At 69.8% G+C, this 15,011-nt stretch carries 9 protein-coding genes and 4 pseudogenes; 9 read left to right on the top strand and 4 right to left on the bottom strand.

Going from position 1 to position 15,011, the window contains the following annotated elements; genetic code table 11:
- Window positions 1–98: 98 nt before the first annotated feature.
- A complete protein-coding gene (locus QF027_RS07625; protein ID WP_306984910.1) occupies window positions 99–293 on the top strand; it encodes a hypothetical protein in 195 nt (64 codons plus the stop codon).
- A gap of 2 nt (window positions 294–295) precedes the next feature.
- Here the strand turns inward: QF027_RS07625 and QF027_RS07620 are convergent, their stop codons facing one another.
- Together QF027_RS07620 and QF027_RS07615 are read right to left on the bottom strand one after the other, a co-directional pair.
- Window positions 296–1,534, bottom strand: coding sequence for a phosphodiester glycosidase family protein (locus QF027_RS07620; RefSeq protein ID WP_306984912.1), 1,239 nt, complete (start codon window positions 1,532–1,534; stop codon window positions 296–298).
- Between the two features lie 73 nt (window positions 1,535–1,607).
- A complete protein-coding gene (locus QF027_RS07615; protein ID WP_373432493.1) occupies window positions 1,608–1,970 on the bottom strand; it encodes a DUF779 domain-containing protein in 363 nt (120 codons plus the stop codon).
- Between the two features lie 169 nt (window positions 1,971–2,139).
- On the opposite strand from QF027_RS07615, the pseudogene QF027_RS07610 reads away from it, so the two are divergent.
- A pseudogene (locus QF027_RS07610) lies at window positions 2,140–2,721 on the top strand (IS701 family transposase); the annotation flags it as partial.
- A 475-nt stretch (window positions 2,722–3,196) separates the two neighbouring features.
- Here QF027_RS07610 and QF027_RS07605 read toward each other — a convergent pair.
- Window positions 3,197–5,506: an FhaA domain-containing protein gene (locus QF027_RS07605; RefSeq protein WP_307073598.1), complete on the bottom strand. Its 2,310-nt coding sequence runs from the start codon at window positions 5,504–5,506 to the stop codon at window positions 3,197–3,199.
- A 355-nt stretch (window positions 5,507–5,861) separates the two neighbouring features.
- Here QF027_RS07605 and QF027_RS50005 point away from each other — a divergent pair.
- Window positions 5,862–6,308 (top strand): annotated as a pseudogene (locus tag QF027_RS50005) (IS5 family transposase); the annotation flags it as partial.
- A gap of 153 nt (window positions 6,309–6,461) precedes the next feature.
- A pseudogene (locus QF027_RS49545) lies at window positions 6,462–6,551 on the top strand (helix-turn-helix domain-containing protein); the annotation flags it as partial.
- A 116-nt stretch (window positions 6,552–6,667) separates the two neighbouring features.
- Here the strand turns inward: QF027_RS49545 and QF027_RS07590 are convergent.
- Window positions 6,668–7,054: pseudogene (locus QF027_RS07590) on the bottom strand (arsenate reductase/protein-tyrosine-phosphatase family protein); the annotation flags it as partial.
- 323 nt (window positions 7,055–7,377) lie between these two features.
- Between QF027_RS07590 and QF027_RS07585 the strand changes: the two are divergent.
- From QF027_RS07585 to QF027_RS07565, 5 genes are all read left to right on the top strand, one after another.
- Window positions 7,378–9,027: a cellulase family glycosylhydrolase gene (locus QF027_RS07585; RefSeq protein ID WP_373432406.1), complete on the top strand. Its 1,650-nt coding sequence runs from the start codon at window positions 7,378–7,380 to the stop codon at window positions 9,025–9,027.
- A 157-nt stretch (window positions 9,028–9,184) separates the two neighbouring features.
- On the top strand, window positions 9,185–11,236 hold the full coding sequence (locus QF027_RS07580) for a galactose-binding domain-containing protein (RefSeq protein ID WP_307073594.1): 2,052 nt from the start codon (window positions 9,185–9,187) through the stop codon (window positions 11,234–11,236).
- Window positions 11,237–11,263: 27 nt separating this feature from the next.
- Entirely contained in the window at window positions 11,264–11,854 is a 591-nt protein-coding gene (locus QF027_RS07575) for a TetR/AcrR family transcriptional regulator (RefSeq protein ID WP_306984920.1), read from the top strand.
- 54 nt (window positions 11,855–11,908) lie between these two features.
- A complete protein-coding gene (locus QF027_RS07570; protein WP_307073592.1) occupies window positions 11,909–12,256 on the top strand; it encodes a VOC family protein in 348 nt (115 codons plus the stop codon).
- Window positions 12,257–12,310: 54 nt separating this feature from the next.
- A complete protein-coding gene (locus QF027_RS07565; protein ID WP_307073590.1) occupies window positions 12,311–14,689 on the top strand; it encodes an excinuclease ABC subunit UvrA in 2,379 nt (792 codons plus the stop codon).
- Window positions 14,690–15,011: the final 322 nt, after the last annotated feature.

Here is a 15,011-nt window from a genome sequence, read left to right as displayed (position 1 = left end):
GGAGGACACTTCAGCCGCCCGGACGCACCCTCCGCTACGCCACACTTGCGGCCGAACGCCGCGAAACGGACCTGTCGGCGTGGCGGAGGAGGCTGTCCATGGCGATTTCCATTTCTGCAGTGGTGCTGCTGCTGATCCTGGCGGTGATCTTCCTGCGCAGCGGCGGACTCAAGGTCTCCCACGCGCTGGTGTGCGCGCTGCTCGGCTTCTGTCTCGCCGGCACGAGCATCGCGCCCACCATCCACAGCGGCATGTCGGCGACCGCGGACATCGTCAGCGGTCTGCGCCCCTGACCTCAGCCGGTGGAGAAGACCCCGATGCCGTTCGGTACGGGCCGTTCGGCGCCGCCCGAGGGGTGGTTGAGGGCGGCGACCGCGCCGGTGCCCGGCGTACGGGCCGCCATGGTCGTGGAACCCCCGCCGTCCAGGCTGAAGGCGTCGACCGAGCCCAACTTCCGCATGACGTCGGCGACTTCGGCGATCGTCAACCCGCTGCGATAAGCGGGCGCGCCGTCCAGCGCGAGGAGATACAGCCGCCGTCCGCCGTCCGCGATGCCCACCGCCGTGCGCACGGCCGACGTCGTGTCGTCGAGGCCGGGCAGCGGGCGGCCGCCGTCGAGCACCGGATAGCCCCCGAGCGCGAAGCGGTACGCGGTCCCTGCGGAGGCCGTGACCAGGCGGTGCTGCACGGTCACCACCGAGCCGGCCGAGAGCTTCCGCAGGTGCTGCGCGCCGGCCTCCCGGCCCACGAGCACCGTGGTGCCACCGGCGATCGGCCCGCTGCCCGGGGTGTCGGCCGTGGCGACGACGTGCCCGTCACGGACCGTCACCTCATGGGTGTCCGTACTGCACGGGGCGGCCCGGTCCGTGTCCGTCCCGCAGGTCGCCCGCACCCGGGACGCGCCGCCCCAGTCCGAGGTGAACGCGCCGACCGAACCGACGGGCAGCGCGTACTGGTTCAGCCCGCCGAGCGGCAGTTGCCCCTCGGGCGTCCGCACCGACCCGTCGAGCGCCAGGTCGTCGAGGCGGGCGCGACGGTCGGTTCCCACGCCGAACACGTCCCTGGTGCTCGTGCCGGGCGGCAAGGCGGGTCCGAAGCGCTGGCCGCCCGGCACCGCCGCCTTGAGCGCGCGGCCCTGCGCGATCGCCGGGCCCACGCTCGCGCCGGTGGCCTCGACGCCGGGGTGCTGGGTCTCCGAGATGTTGAAGAAGTCGCCGTTCACCCCCGCGAGGGCGCCCTGCGAGGTGGCCAGCCGGGACACCGTGGCCCGCGCGGCCACCGCCCCCGGATACAGCAGCTCCACCCGCACCCGCGGCTCGCGCAGGTCCACCCGGATCACATGCGCATGCGTCACCCCCGCGGCCGCGGAGATGTCGAACTGCTCGTACTGCACGCCCGTCGCGAGCCGTGTCCACCCCGGCGCGGCGCCGGCCGGTGCCGCCCCCACCAGGGCCGCACCTGCCAGCGTGCCGAGTGCCGCGAGAAACGTCAGTACCGATCTGCCTGCGCCCAAACGTTTTTGACGGTGCGTCAACAGCTCTCCCTGAGGTCTTGTCAACTGTCCCAGAACTCAGGGGAAGTGCACCAGACGACGGTGGCCCGCGGGGCTACTCGGCGCCGACCACACGCGAACGGATGAGGAAACGCACCCCCTCGGGTGCCTCGAGAGAGAATCCGCTGCCCCGGCCCGGGACGACGTCGACGATCAGCCGGGTGTGGGCCCTCACCGCGTACTGGCTCCGCGACATCCAGAACGTCACCGGTTCCTCGACCCCAGGCACCTCCAGCTCGGCGAGCAGCACGTCCGAGCCGCCGGTGCGGAACTCGCCCTCCGGGTAGCACATCGGCGCGCTGCCGTCGCAGCAGCCGCCCGACTGGTGGAACATCAGCGGCCCGTGCGCCTCGCGCAACCGGCGCAGCAACTCGGCGGCCGCGGGTGTCACCTCGACGGGCGGCACGCCGTCGGACATGGCATGTGCGGAACCCTCGTCCATGGTCGTCGAGTGCAGCACGGCGAAGGTTGCGAGGGGGTTGCACGGCTCCTGGCAGGACTCCGTTACGTCTGTCTCGCGGTCCTGTTCGGGGGCACGTCGGGTGTGGGGATGCCCATGAAGTGAACCTGCTCGGGCGACGTCGGCGTTGTTCGTGACGGACGTGTTCGCGTCGGTGCCGCGCAAGGATCAGCGGGCGAAGGGCGACTGCTGCCTGCGGGGGCTGATGCTGGACGGGCGGCCCAAGTCGATCCAGCCGATGGCGGAGCGGCGGCCGGGCGGCAACGAGCAGAACCTGCAGCAGTTGGTGAACCAGTCGACCTGGGATCCGCTGCCGGTACGGCGGCGGATCGCCGAGCGGATGGTGCCGCAGATCGACTCGGATGCCTGGACCGTCGATGACGTGTCGTTCCCGAAGGACGGGAAGACGTCGGTGGCGGTCGCCCGTCAGTATTGCGGGGCGCTGGGCAAGCGAGCCGACTGCCAGGTCGCGGTGAGCGTGCACGCGGTCTCCGACACCGCGTCCTGTCCGCTGCGGTGGCGGTGGTTCGTGGCCCCAGGAGTGGGCGCACGATGTCGGATGGCGCAGAAGACCGGGATGCCGCAGGAGGTCGGGCACCGGGAGAAGTGGCGCCTGGCCCTGGACACTGTCGATGAGCTGGCCGGGTGGGGTCTGGTGCCGCCGGTGGTGGTGGCCGACGCCGGCTACGGACAGAACGCCGACTTACGCGATGCCGATACAGCGGACTCACCCTCGACCAGATCCTCGACGCCATCCAAGACCTGCTGAACTGCTGGACCGGCACCTGCACCACCTGCCACCGCCCGCTGCCCAGAACATCCGCCACCAGCCAGCACCCCAGAGCCGGAGCGACCTAACGGTGTCCTACCGGGCCTGCGAATTCCGGTGAACCGCAGGCCAGAACTTACGCCGGGAGTGGGGTTCGCATCCCGCCGGCCGCTCCGTCCGGAGCCTGAGGACTCACCCCCCCGGCAACGGGCCCCGGCGTCCTGTCCTCACGGATCTCGAAGTCCGTGGCACACCCCGTGAACCGGGGCGTCGACGACCACGGGAAACCGGCTCTGACCGGAGGCCTGTCGCCTCGGGTCCGCACGACGGCGAAGTTCCGCGACCGGTCAGGTGTCTCCCACCGACCGGTCGCCCGGGGCCGAGGCCCCGCGGGCGTGACAGATCACGCCCGCGGTCACGCCCGTGCGGGGGCGGCGAAATAGCTGGGCGCGTTGTATCCCGAGTGCGGGTAGGAGGCGGCCCAGCTCACGGCTTCGGGCTGGGTGCGCGGGAAGTCCGCGGCCACCAGCGTCGCCAGGTCGAAGTAGGCCTCGCGAGTCCGTGCCTTCATCTGCTGCAGATCGACCTCCGAGCCCGTCGCCAGATGCTCGTCGAACGGGATCACCACCACACCCCGGCAACGGGCACGGAAGTGGTCCAAGACCTCGTTCACCTTCACCATCTTGCTCTTGCGGCGCGCCTCCGACACCACGGTGATGCTCCGGCTGACGAGGTCCTCGTACTGGTGCGCGTTGAGCCAGTCCAGGGTGGTACTGGCGCTGGTCGCGCCGTCCACGCTCGGCGTGGCGACCACGATCAGTTGATCGGCGAAATCCAGGACGCCCCGCATCGCGCTGTGCAACAGGCCGGTGCCGGAATCGGTGAGAACGATCGGGTAGTGCTGTCCGAGACAGCTGACGACCTGTCGGTAGTCCTCGTCGTTGAAAGCCGTGGAGAGGGCGGGGTCCACCTCGTTGGCCAGGACTTCGAGGCCGCTCGGGGACTGCGAGGTGAAGCGCCGCACGGACATGTAGTTGGTGAGGTTCGGGATCTCGGCCACGAGGTCGCGGATGGTGGCGCTGGTCTCACGGCGGACACGCCGGCTGAGGGTGCCCGCGTCCGGATTGGCGTCGATCGCGACGACCCGGTCCTGGCGCAGGGTGGCGAGAGTCGCGCCCAGGGCGGTCGTGGTGGTCGTCTTGCCGACTCCGCCCTTGAGGCTGATGACGGCGATCTTGTGGCACTGCATCACCGGCGTCCGGAGGATGGCCAGCTTCTGCTGGCGCTCCCGCTCGGCGCTCCCGCCGCCCGGGCGCAACCTGCTCAGGGCTCGTCGGCCGCTGGACCGGCCGCGGAGCAGGCGGTCGGAGGAGAGCTCTACCGTCGCACTCTGTCCCAGGCCCCCGCGGCCGCTCCAGTCCGACGCCGGCCACTGCGCCGGAGCGTGGTGCGCCGGCGGGCGAGCGTAGCCCGGTGCTCCACCGGCGACCCGGGTCGGCTGCACCTGCCTGTCATGGGGAGTCGTGTGGGGCGCCGGGTCGAAGCGGCTCCCCGCAGACGCCGGAGAGTGTGGCTCCGCCGGGCCGCCCTGCGACACGGTCTCGCCGGCCGCCCTCTGGCTGGTCAACGGCTCCATCGGCACGGCGTACCGGGGCCCGCCGACGACGTGCGGGTCCGGCGGCGTCGGCGCGAGCCCGTCGGAGAGCTCTCTGCCCCCGTCGGGTGAGGAATCGTCGGCGTACATGTCGCGGTCGTTCGTCATGTTCTGCCCTTTCGGTGAGATGATGGGCCCCTCGGGCACCGAGGTGGCGGCGTGGCGGGGGCCGGGCTCGACGCCCTGCACCCGCAGGGCGGACCGATCACTTGCGGCGTCTGTCGGGCACGAGTCGCCCACCGGGTCCCGGTGCACCGGCGGCCGGCCGGTGGTCGGACCGCTGGTCTGCGGCTCCGTCGGGTGGACGACGCGCTGGTGCCCGCCCGCCCCGCCAGGGGGATGGGCGTGGACTCCTGCGGGGTCGAGCGCCGGACGCCCGCCGTGCCCGGCGGCAGGGGTACGCAGCGCCGGACCGGACCGGGCCAGGACGGCGGCGCCAGGGCGGTCTGTCGCGGGCTTCCCGGGGCGGAGCGGCCGCGGTGGCGCGGCGAGAGCGCTCGGCGGGGCGCCGCGGACCAGGCTGCCGTCCGCGCTGAAGGAGAGCCCCATCGATATGAGCTGATCCGGGGTCAGAGCGCGCTTTTCGCCGCGCGGGACGTGCATCGACGGTTGCCGGACCGGACCGCCGCCGGTTCCCGGCCGGGCCGCCGCCTGCGTCGCGCGGTGCCGTCGGACTTCCAGAGCGTGCTGCGCCTCGGGCGGCACTTCGAGGCGGCTGCGCACGCGGTACTGTCCCACCTTCAGGTTCTCCGACCGTTGCAATTGCACCTTCAACGGACCTACGAAGGAGTACCGCTGTTCCTCGGCGTGCACGCGCACCTTCTCGACCAGCTCTTCGCCGAGCATGACCAGGCACGCGCTGTACACCTCGTGGTCGCCCGGACTGAGTTCGACGACGAAACCGTTGGGCGCGATGGTGTAACCCTCGGTCCAGATCCTGGCGTTGACGTCGCACTCGCGCCGGAGCGCGCCGGCGAACTCCAGGGGCTGCACGGCGGATCGGAAGATCTTGGCGAAGGCGTCGTTGACTAGAGCCTCGAAGCGCTGTTCCAGCCTGTTCAGCGTTCCCACTTCAGCCTCCGGGGGCCGATCCGCTGCGAGGCAGTCAGATCGGGCGATGATGTTACTGATAGTTCATATGTAGACACTTGGAGTGGCATTGTTGCGGCATGTCATCGCATTTCACTGGATCGTCGTAGGCGGTGTCTTCAAATGATCTTGAGTGGTGGCTCACGGTCGGGCGAGACGTCGCCATGAACTGTCGGATGTCGAGTGGGAGTTCGTTCGGCCGCTGCCCGAGTCGTCGCGGGGCCGGAAGCGGTCGGACGAAACGCACGGTGCTCAACGGGATCGTGTGGAAAATCCGTACCGGGACTGCTTGGCGGGACTGCGCGAGCGGTGCGGTCCGTGGGCCACACTGCACACCCGGTTCCGTCGGTGGGTCCTGGCCGGGCACGTTCGAGCGGATGATCCAGGCCGCCCAGGCGAGGGCGGACGCGGCCGGGGACATCGACTGGCTCGTGTCGGTCGATTCCACCGTCGTCCGTTCCCATCGGCATGCCGCCGGGGCCCGGAAAGAGGGCTCCGCACCCGGGACTCGGACGCTCCCGCGGTGGCCTGGTCGGCAAGATTCACCTGGCGTGCGACTCCCTGGGGTGTCCGCCCGCCTTCCCCGTCGTGGGCGGGAACACCAACGACTGCACCCGGTTCACCGCTGTGATGGACGCGATACGAGTGCCCCGCCTCGGGCCAGGGCCCCCGCGTCCGGCCCGACCACGTCATCGGCTACAAGGGCTACAGCTCCAAAGCGATCCGGGCCTGGCTCAGGCGGCGGGGCGTCGGCCACGCCATCGCGGAACGGTCCGACCAGATCCTCGCCGCGGAACGGACGGCCGGGCTTGAGGACGCCGACTGGATCGGCCGGTCGAAGGCCGACCTGGTCCTGGACGATGCTGAGCGCAGGCAGCTGCAGCAGTGGGCGCGGCAGGCGAAGACCGCCCAGTTCCTCGCGTTGCGAGCCAAGATCGTGCTGCGCTGCGCGGAGGGTGGTACGAACCAGCAGGCCGCGGCCGACCTCGGCATCGACAGGTCGACCGTGGACCGCTGGCGGGCCCGGTTCGTTGCGAAACGCCTCGACGGTCTTCACGACGAGCCCCGCTCGGGCCGCCCGCCCTCGATACGCCATGTCGGCTGGCGCGGCAACCTCGACGGGGGTGAACCGCACGGCGTGGTCCGCGTGGCCCATCGAGATGACCTGCTGGCGGTGGTCGCGGGTGGCGGTCAGGACCAGGTCGGCCATGATCACCTGCTCGTCGAGGAGCTCGCGCCCGGTGAAGCCGGAGGCGTCGGCGCCGAATTCGGCCCAGGACCGCCTCCGCGTTGGCCTCCATGGGCGCGCCCTCGTGGCCCCAGGTCCCGTTGCTCTTCGCGCACCCCGCCCCACAGTGGGCCGCCGAGCCGGTCCGCCAGGGCACGTCGGGCCAGCCGCTCGGTGAGCGGCGAGCGGCGGACGTTGCCGGTGCTGACGTGGAGGATGCGGAAGCTGTCACGCGGGAGTCCTGCGGAAGTCCGCGTCTCTTCCCCGTCCCACCTCCGGGCGCGGCACGCGTTCCCGCACAGCACGACCCGTCGTCTCGGGCAGCGGCACCGACTCCGGCTGGGGAGGGAACAAGGCCCTGGGAACACGGCCCCGGGAAGGCCCGCCAAGAAGGCCTCGGGAGAAGGCGCCCGCAGAGAAGACGACGCAGAGAAGACGACGCAGAGCCGGCGCCACACGGCCGGTAAGAGGACAGGGGCACCGAGCCCGCCGCACCGCCTCACGACCCACGGTGCCGTCATCCCTGCCATTTCCGTCCCTCGTCTTGACGTGTACTTGGCAGAGTGGCTTCTATGGGAGCGCTCCCATGCTCCTTCCGACTGTCTCACCCACCCCTGGAGCCGCAGTGAGAAGAACAAGAAAGAGCCCCCTGAGCACGTTACTGGCCCGGCTGGCCGCCCTCGTCGGACTGGTGGTGCTCGGCGCCCTGTGCCCGAGCGCGGCCCAGGCCGCCGACGAGCCCGGCACCCAGGCCACCGGTCTGCACATCAGCGACGGCCGCCTGGTCGAAGGCAACGGCAACGACTTCGTCATGCGCGGCGTCAACCACGCCCACACCTGGTACCCGAACGAACTGGGGTCACTGGCCGACATCAAGGCGCAGGGCGCCAACACCGTCCGGGTGGTCCTCGCCGACGGCCACCGCTGGACCGCCAACAGCGCATCCGACGTGGCCAACGTGATCGCCCAGTGCAAGGCCAACCGGCTCATCTGCGTCCTGGAGGTGCACGACACCACCGGATACGGCGAGGACAGCGCGGCCGGCACCCTCGACCAGGCCGCCGACTACTGGATCGGCCTGAAGGACGTGCTCGCCGGCCAGGAGAACTACATCGTCATCAACATCGGCAACGAGCCCTGGGGCAACACCGACCCCGCCGGCTGGACGGCGCCGACGATCGCCGCGATCCAGAAGCTCAGGAACGCCGGCTTCGAGCACACGATCATGGTGGACGCGCCCAACTGGGGCCAGGACTGGCAGCAGGTCATGCGTACCAACGCCCAGTCCGTGTACGCCGCCGACGCCACCGGCAACCTGATCTTCTCGATCCACATGTACAGCGTCTTCGACACCGCGGCGGAGATCACCGACTATCTGAACGCCTTCGTGAGCGCCAAACTGCCCATCGTGATCGGGGAGTTCGGCGGCCCCGCCGACCAGTGGGGCGATCCGGACGAGGACACCATGATGGCCACCGCCGAGCAGCTCGACATCGGTTACCTGGCCTGGTCCTGGAGCGGCAACACCGACCCGATCCTCGACCTCGTGCTCAACTTCGATCCGGCGCAGATGACTTCATGGGGTCAGCGCATCTTCAACGGCGCCAACGGCATCGCGCAGACCGCCAAGGAAGCCACCGTTTTCGGCGGCGGTTCCGGTGACACCCAGGCCCCCACCGCTCCCGGCACCCCGACCGCCTCGGCGGTGACGGCGACCTCCGCGCACCTGTCCTGGACGGCGTCCACTGACAACGTTGGCATCGCCGGGTACGACGTCGTCCGGGTCGGCGCTGGCACCGAGACGAAGGTCGCGGCCTCGACGGCGAACTCGGTGACCGTCACTGGCCTGACCGCCGACACGGCGTACTCCTTCGCCGTTTACGCCCGTGACGCGGCCGGGAACCGGTCGGCCCGCTCAGCGACGGTGAGCGTCACCACCGCCGGCGCGCCCGCCGGGAGCTGCTCCGTCGGCTACCGCGTGGTCGGCGAGTGGCAGGGCGGTTTCCAGGGCGAGATCGCCATCCACAACACCGGCACGTCCGCCATCAGCGGCTGGAAGCTCGCCTTCACGTTCGCCGACGGGCAGACCGTCTCCACCATGTGGGGCGGCACCGCCGCGCAGAGCGGTGGCGCGGTGACCGTCACCCCGGCCTCCTACACCAACACGATCCCGGCCGGAGGCTCGGTCACCGTCGGCTTCATCGGCAGCAAGGGCGCCACGAACACCGCCCCCACCGCCTTCACCCTCAACGGGGCGGCCTGCGTGAACGGTTGATGTCCTCGAGGTATCAGGTCAACTGTCCCGGACCCTTGACTCGGAACGTGCTCAGTCGCGATCCTCGACGCATCTGTTGCGCCGGTCATGACAATTCCAAGGGCAGTCAAAACGCCCTCGGTCGACGGCGCCTCCCGCCGACCGAGGGACGTGGGCCATGGCCGGACGCACCTGCCGCCGACGCAAGAACATCACCATCACCTCCCTGCTCTTCCTGGTGCTGGCCACGATCCTGGGCCCCACGCCGAGTTCGGCGGCCACCGACTGGTGGACACCGACGGCCAGGCCCACCCCCGACGCCCAGATCAACGTGACGGGAGCGCCCTTCACCGGCACCGACTCCGCGGGCGAGGTGAACGGGTTCATCGACGCCCACAACCACCTCTTCTCCAACGAGGCCTTCGGCGGACGGCTGATCTGCGGCAAGGTGTTCTCCGAGTCCGGAGTCGCCGACGCGCTCAAGGACTGTCCCGAGCACTACCCCGACGGCAACCTCGCGCTCTTCGACTACATCACCCACGGCGGCGACGGCAAACACGACCCGGTGGGCTGGCCCTCCTTCAAGGACTGGCCGGCGTACGACTCCATGACCCATCAGGCCAACTACTACGCCTGGGTGGAGCGCGCCTGGCGCGGCGGGCAGCGGGTGCTGGTCAACGACCTCGTCACCAACGGCATGATCTGCTCCATCTACCCCTTCAAGGACCGCAGTTGTGACGAGATGACCTCGATCCGCCTGCAGGCCAGGATGACGTACGACCTCCAGGCCTTCATCGACAAGATGTACGGCGGCACCGGCAAGGGCTGGTTCCGGATCGTCACCGACAGTGCGCAGGCCCGACAGGTCATCGAGCAGGGCAAGTTGGCGGTCGTGCTCGGTGTGGAGACCTCCGAGCCGTTCGGCTGCAAGCAGGTCCTCGACATCGGGCAGTGCAGCAAGGCGGACATCGACAAGGGGCTCGACGAGCTGTACGGCCTGGGTGTGCGCTCCATGTTCCTGTGCCACAAGTTCGACAACGCCCTGTGCGGTGTCCGCTTCGACGAGGGCGGACTCGGAACCGCCATCAACGTCGGGCAGTTCCTGTCCACCGGCACCTTCTGGAAGACCGAGACCTGCAAGGGACCGCAGCACGACAACCCCATCGGTACGGCGGCCTCCGAGGCGGAGGACGACCTGCCGGCCGGCACCGAGGTCCCGGAGTACGACAAGAACGCGCAGTGCAATGTCCGCGGGCTCACCGACCTCGGCGAGTACGCCGTGCGCGGCATGATGAAACGCAAGATGATGCTCGAGATCGACCACATGAGCGTCAAGGCCACCGGCCAGGTGCTCGACATCTTCGAGGCCGCGAACTACCCGGGCGTGCTCTCCTCGCACAGCTGGATGGACCTGAACTGGACCGAGCGGGTCTACTCCCTCGGCGGCTTCGTCGCCCAGTACATGCACGGCTCCGAAGGGTTCGCCGCGGAGGCGAAGCGCACCGACGCGCTGCGCGAGAAGTACGACGTGGGCTACGGCTACGGCACCGACTTCAACGGTATCGGCGACCACCCCGCCCCGCGCGGAGCGGACGCCGCGAACAAGGTGACGTACCCCTTCAAGAGCGTCGACGGCGGCTCGGTCATCGACAAACAGACGTCCGGGCAGCGCACCTTCGACGTCAACACCGACGGGGCCGCCCATGTCGGCATGATCCCGGACTGGATCGAGGACATCCGGCTCGTCGGCGGCCAGGGTGTGGTGGACGACCTCTTCCGGGGCGCCGAGTCCTACCTCGACACGTGGGGCGCCGCCGAGCAGCACCAGGCCTCCGTCGATCTCGCCAACGGGAAGACGGCCACGGCCAGTTCGTCCGAGTCCAACCCGTTCACCAGCTACCAGCCGGGGCGGGCCGTGGACGGCGACGACTCCAGCCGCTGGGCGAGCGACTGGAGCGACGACCAGTGGTGGCAGGTCGACCTGGGCTCCACGAACCGGGTCTCCAAGGTCACGCTCGACTGGGAGCGGGCGTACGGGAAGTCGTACCGGATCGAGCTGTCGACGGACGGCACGAACTGGCAGACCGTCTGGTCGACCACCACCGGGGACGGCGGCCTGGACACCGCCAAGTTCACCGGAACTCCGGCCCGTTACGTGCGCGTCCATGGCCTCGACCGCGGCACCGACTGGGGATACTCGCTCCACGAGGTGGGCGTCCACAGCGGCTGACTCACTCTTCGACAGCGGGGGATACCAATGGCACGCATGCCGTCGGCGGAGCGGCGCAGACAGCTGACGGAAGCGGCCATCAGGGCGATGGCCCGGGACGGCGTCGCGAAGACGACGACCCGGTCCATCGCCGCCGAGGCCGGCGTGTCCCTCAGCGTCTTCCACTACTGCTTCGACTCCAAGCAGGCCCTGATCGAGGCCGTCATCACCACTCTCACCGACCACTCCGTCACCGTGGTCAAGGAGGCGCTGCGCCCTCGGGACACTCTGGAGGAGACCGTCGCCGCCGGGTTCCGGGCGTACTGGGACCATGTCCGCGCCCACCCCGAGGCGCACATGCTCACTTATGAGCTCACCCAGTACGCCCTGCGCGAGCCGGGATTCGAGCACCTGGCCAGGCGCCAGTACGAGCTGTACGGCGAGGCCTACGCCGAGCTCATCGAGCAGCTGCGCAGGGGAATGGATCTGGAGCTGCGAGTGCCCGTCTCCGTGCTGGCCCGCTATCTCGCGGCCATGACCGACGGGCTCACCCTGAACTACCTCGTCCTCGGTGACGCGGCCGCCTGGGCGGACATCCTCGACACGGTCACGGCGCACATCGCGGGTCTGGTGCGCTGAGACCGGTCAGGATTCGAGAAGCGCGGCCCACAGGCCATGGCTAGCGTGACGGCCATGGACATCACGATTCGGGCGAGCTTCCTCCCGCACGACGACCCGGAGGCGTCCCTGGTCTTCTACCGGGACGTGCTGGGCTTCGAGGTCCGCGGTGACGTGGGCCGCGACAGGACGCGTCGGATCACGGTCGGGCCCGTCGGCCAGGCCGCCACGTCGGTCGTACTGCACCCGGCGGGCGACGACCCCGAGCTCCTGCTCGCCACCCCCGACCTCGACTCCGTCTTCGAGCGGCTCCAGGCCCGCGCAGCGGTGATCCAGGAGCCGATCGAGCAGCCGTACGGCATTCGGGACTGTGCCTTCCTCGACCCCGGGGGCAACATGATCCGCGTCCAGGAGCTGCGCTGAGGCGGGCGCGTCGACATAGTGTTCGAAGCTGTCGAAACGGGAGGACAAGTCACCATGAGCAAGGCCATGAGGACGGGCGCACAGCACGCTGCCGACAGCCATGACCTGATCCGTGTGCACGGGGCACGCGAGAACAACCTCAAGGACGTCAGCATCGAGATCCCGAAGCGCCGGCTCACGGTCTTCACCGGAGTCTCCGGCTCCGGCAAGAGCTCGCTGGTGTTCGACACCATCGCCGCCGAGTCGCAGCGGTTGATCAACGAGACCTACAGCGCCTTCGTGCAGGGCTTCATGCCGACCCTGGCACGGCCCGAGGTCGACGTCCTCGACGGCCTGACCACCGCCATCACCGTCGACCAGCAGCGCCTCGGCGGCGACCCTCGCTCCACCGTGGGCACCGTCACCGACACCAACGCGATGCTGCGGATCCTGTTCAGCAGACTCGGGACCCCGCACATCGGCTCGCCCAAGGCGTTCTCCTTCAACGTCGCCTCGATCAGCGGTGCGGGCGCGGTGACCATGGAGCGCGGCGGACAGACCGTGAAGGAGCGCCGCAGCTTCAGCATCGTCGGCGGCATGTGCCCGCGCTGCGAGGGCCGGGGCACGGTCAACGACATCGACCTCACCCAGCTCTACGACGACTCCAAGTCGCTGAGCGAGGGCGCGATGACCATCCCGGGCTACAAGGCCGGCGGCTGGAACTACCGCCTCTACAGCGAGTCCGGCTTCTTCGACGCGGACAAACCGATCCGGAGGTTCACCAAGCGGGAGCTCCAGGACTTCCTGTACCGCGAGCCGACCCGGATGAAGATCGCGGGCATCAACATGACCTACGAGGGTCTCGTCCCGCGGATCCAGAAGTCGATGCTCGCGAAGGACCGCGAGTCGATGCAGCCGCACATCCGCGAGTTCGTGGACCGTGCGATCACCTTCATGGTCTGTCCCGAGTGCGAGGGGACCCGGCTCAGCGAGGGCGCCCGGTCATCCAAGATCAAGGGCATCAGTATCGCCGACGCCTGCGCGATGCAGATCAGCGATCTCGCCGAGTGGGTGCGGGCCCTGGACGAGCCGTCGGTCGGGCCGCTGCTGACGGCGCTGGGGGAGACCCTCGACTCGTTCGTGGAGCTCGGGCTCGGCTATCTCTCCCTCGACCGGTCCTCGGGCACGCTGTCCGGCGGCGAGGCGCAGCGCACCAAGATGATCCGGCATCTCGGGTCCTCGCTCACCGATGTCACCTACGTCTTCGACGAGCCGACCATCGGGCTGCACCCCCATGACATCCAGCGCATGAACAATCTGCTGCTGCGCCTGCGGGACAAGGGCAACACGGTGCTCGTCGTGGAGCACAAGCCGGAGACGATCGCGATCGCCGACCATGTCGTCGACCTCGGTCCGGGGGCCGGTACGGCGGGCGGTTCGGTCTGCTTCGAGGGCACCGTCGAGGGGCTGCGGACCAGCGACACCGTCACCGGGCGCCACTTCGACGACCGGGCCGGACTCAAGGACACGGTCCGCAAGGCGACCGGCGCGCTGGAGATCCGCGGTGCGAGCACGCACAACCTCCAGGGCGTCGACGTCGACATCCCGCTCGGGGTGCTGACCGTGATCACCGGGGTCGCGGGGTCCGGCAAGAGCTCGCTCGTGCACGGGTCGATTCCGGCCACGGAGGGGGTGGTGTCCGTGGACCAGGGTGCGATCCGTGGCTCGCGGCGCAGCAACCCGGCGACGTACACCGGACTCCTCGAACCGATCCGTAAGGCGTTCGCGAAGGTCAACGGTGTGAAGCCGGCGCTGTTCAGTGCCAACTCCGAGGGGGCGTGCCCCACCTGCAACGGGGCCGGGGTCGTCTACACCGACCTCGCGATGATGGCCGGGGTCGCCACCACCTGCGAGGAGTGCGAGGGGAAACGGTTCCAGGCGTCGGTCCTCGAGTACCACCTCGGCGGGCGGGACATCAGCGAGGTGCTCGCGATGCCCGTGACGGAGGCGGAGGAGTTCTTCGGGGCCGGTGAGGCGCGCACGCCGGCCGCGCACAAGATCCTCGAGCGCCTCTCCGACGTCGGGCTCGGCTATCTCACCCTCGGTCAGCCGCTCACCACGCTGTCCGGCGGTGAGCGGCAGCGGCTGAAGCTGGCGACCCACATGGGGGAGAAGGGCGGGGTGTACATCCTCGACGAGCCGACCACCGGCCTTCACCTCGCCGACGTCGAGCAGTTGCTCGGCCTCCTCGACCGGCTCGTCGACTCCGGCAAGTCCGTCATCGTCGTCGAGCACCACCAGGCGGTCATGGCCCACGCCGACTGGATCATCGACCTGGGCCCGGGCGCGGGACACGACGGCGGGCGGATCGTGTTCGAGGGGACGCCGGGGGAGCTGATCGCCACCGGGTCGACGATCACGGCGGAGCACCTGGCGGCTTACGTGGGGGAGTGACGGGGCGTCCGGCTACGGGGTGATGGCCGGGGGTGCGATGTCGTACGGCGTCGAAGGCGCCAGGCACCTTCGGCGGTTGAGCAGGTCCGCGCGCGCTTGGCCGAAGAGTGCCTCGGTCCGGTCGTGGACGAGCGTGACGACGCCGGTGCCCCGACGACGACCCCGGCGTCCGGGCGCCCTCCACCAACCCGCGGAACTCTCCTGGGTGGCCCCTGAGGTGGCGGCACCCGAGGCAGCGCCTCCTGAGGTGGCGGTCCCTGAGTCGGCGGTCTCAGGGGCCGCGGCGCCCGAGGCTGTCCCGGCACGCGGCTGCGGCGGCTGG

This window comes from Streptomyces canus (assembly GCF_030816965.1).
GTDB lineage: Bacteria > Actinomycetota > Actinomycetes > Streptomycetales > Streptomycetaceae > Streptomyces > Streptomyces canus_E.
The sequence above is the reverse complement of the archived record's forward strand: the minus strand, read 5'-3'. Positions and strand labels throughout refer to the sequence as shown.

Coding starts and splice junctions, on each gene's coding strand:
- QF027_RS07625 (WP_306984910.1), top strand. CDS start 99: ATGGCGATTTCCATTTCTGCAGTGGTGCTGCTGCTGATCCTGGCGGTG.
- QF027_RS07615 (WP_373432493.1), bottom strand. CDS start 1,970: ATGTCCGACGGCGTGCCGCCCGTCGAGGTGACACCCGCGGCCGCCGAG.
- QF027_RS07580 (WP_307073594.1), top strand. CDS start 9,185: ATGGCCGGACGCACCTGCCGCCGACGCAAGAACATCACCATCACCTCC.
- QF027_RS07575 (WP_306984920.1), top strand. CDS start 11,264: ATGGCACGCATGCCGTCGGCGGAGCGGCGCAGACAGCTGACGGAAGCG.
- QF027_RS07570 (WP_307073592.1), top strand. CDS start 11,909: ATGGACATCACGATTCGGGCGAGCTTCCTCCCGCACGACGACCCGGAG.
- QF027_RS07565 (WP_307073590.1), top strand. CDS start 12,311: ATGAGCAAGGCCATGAGGACGGGCGCACAGCACGCTGCCGACAGCCAT.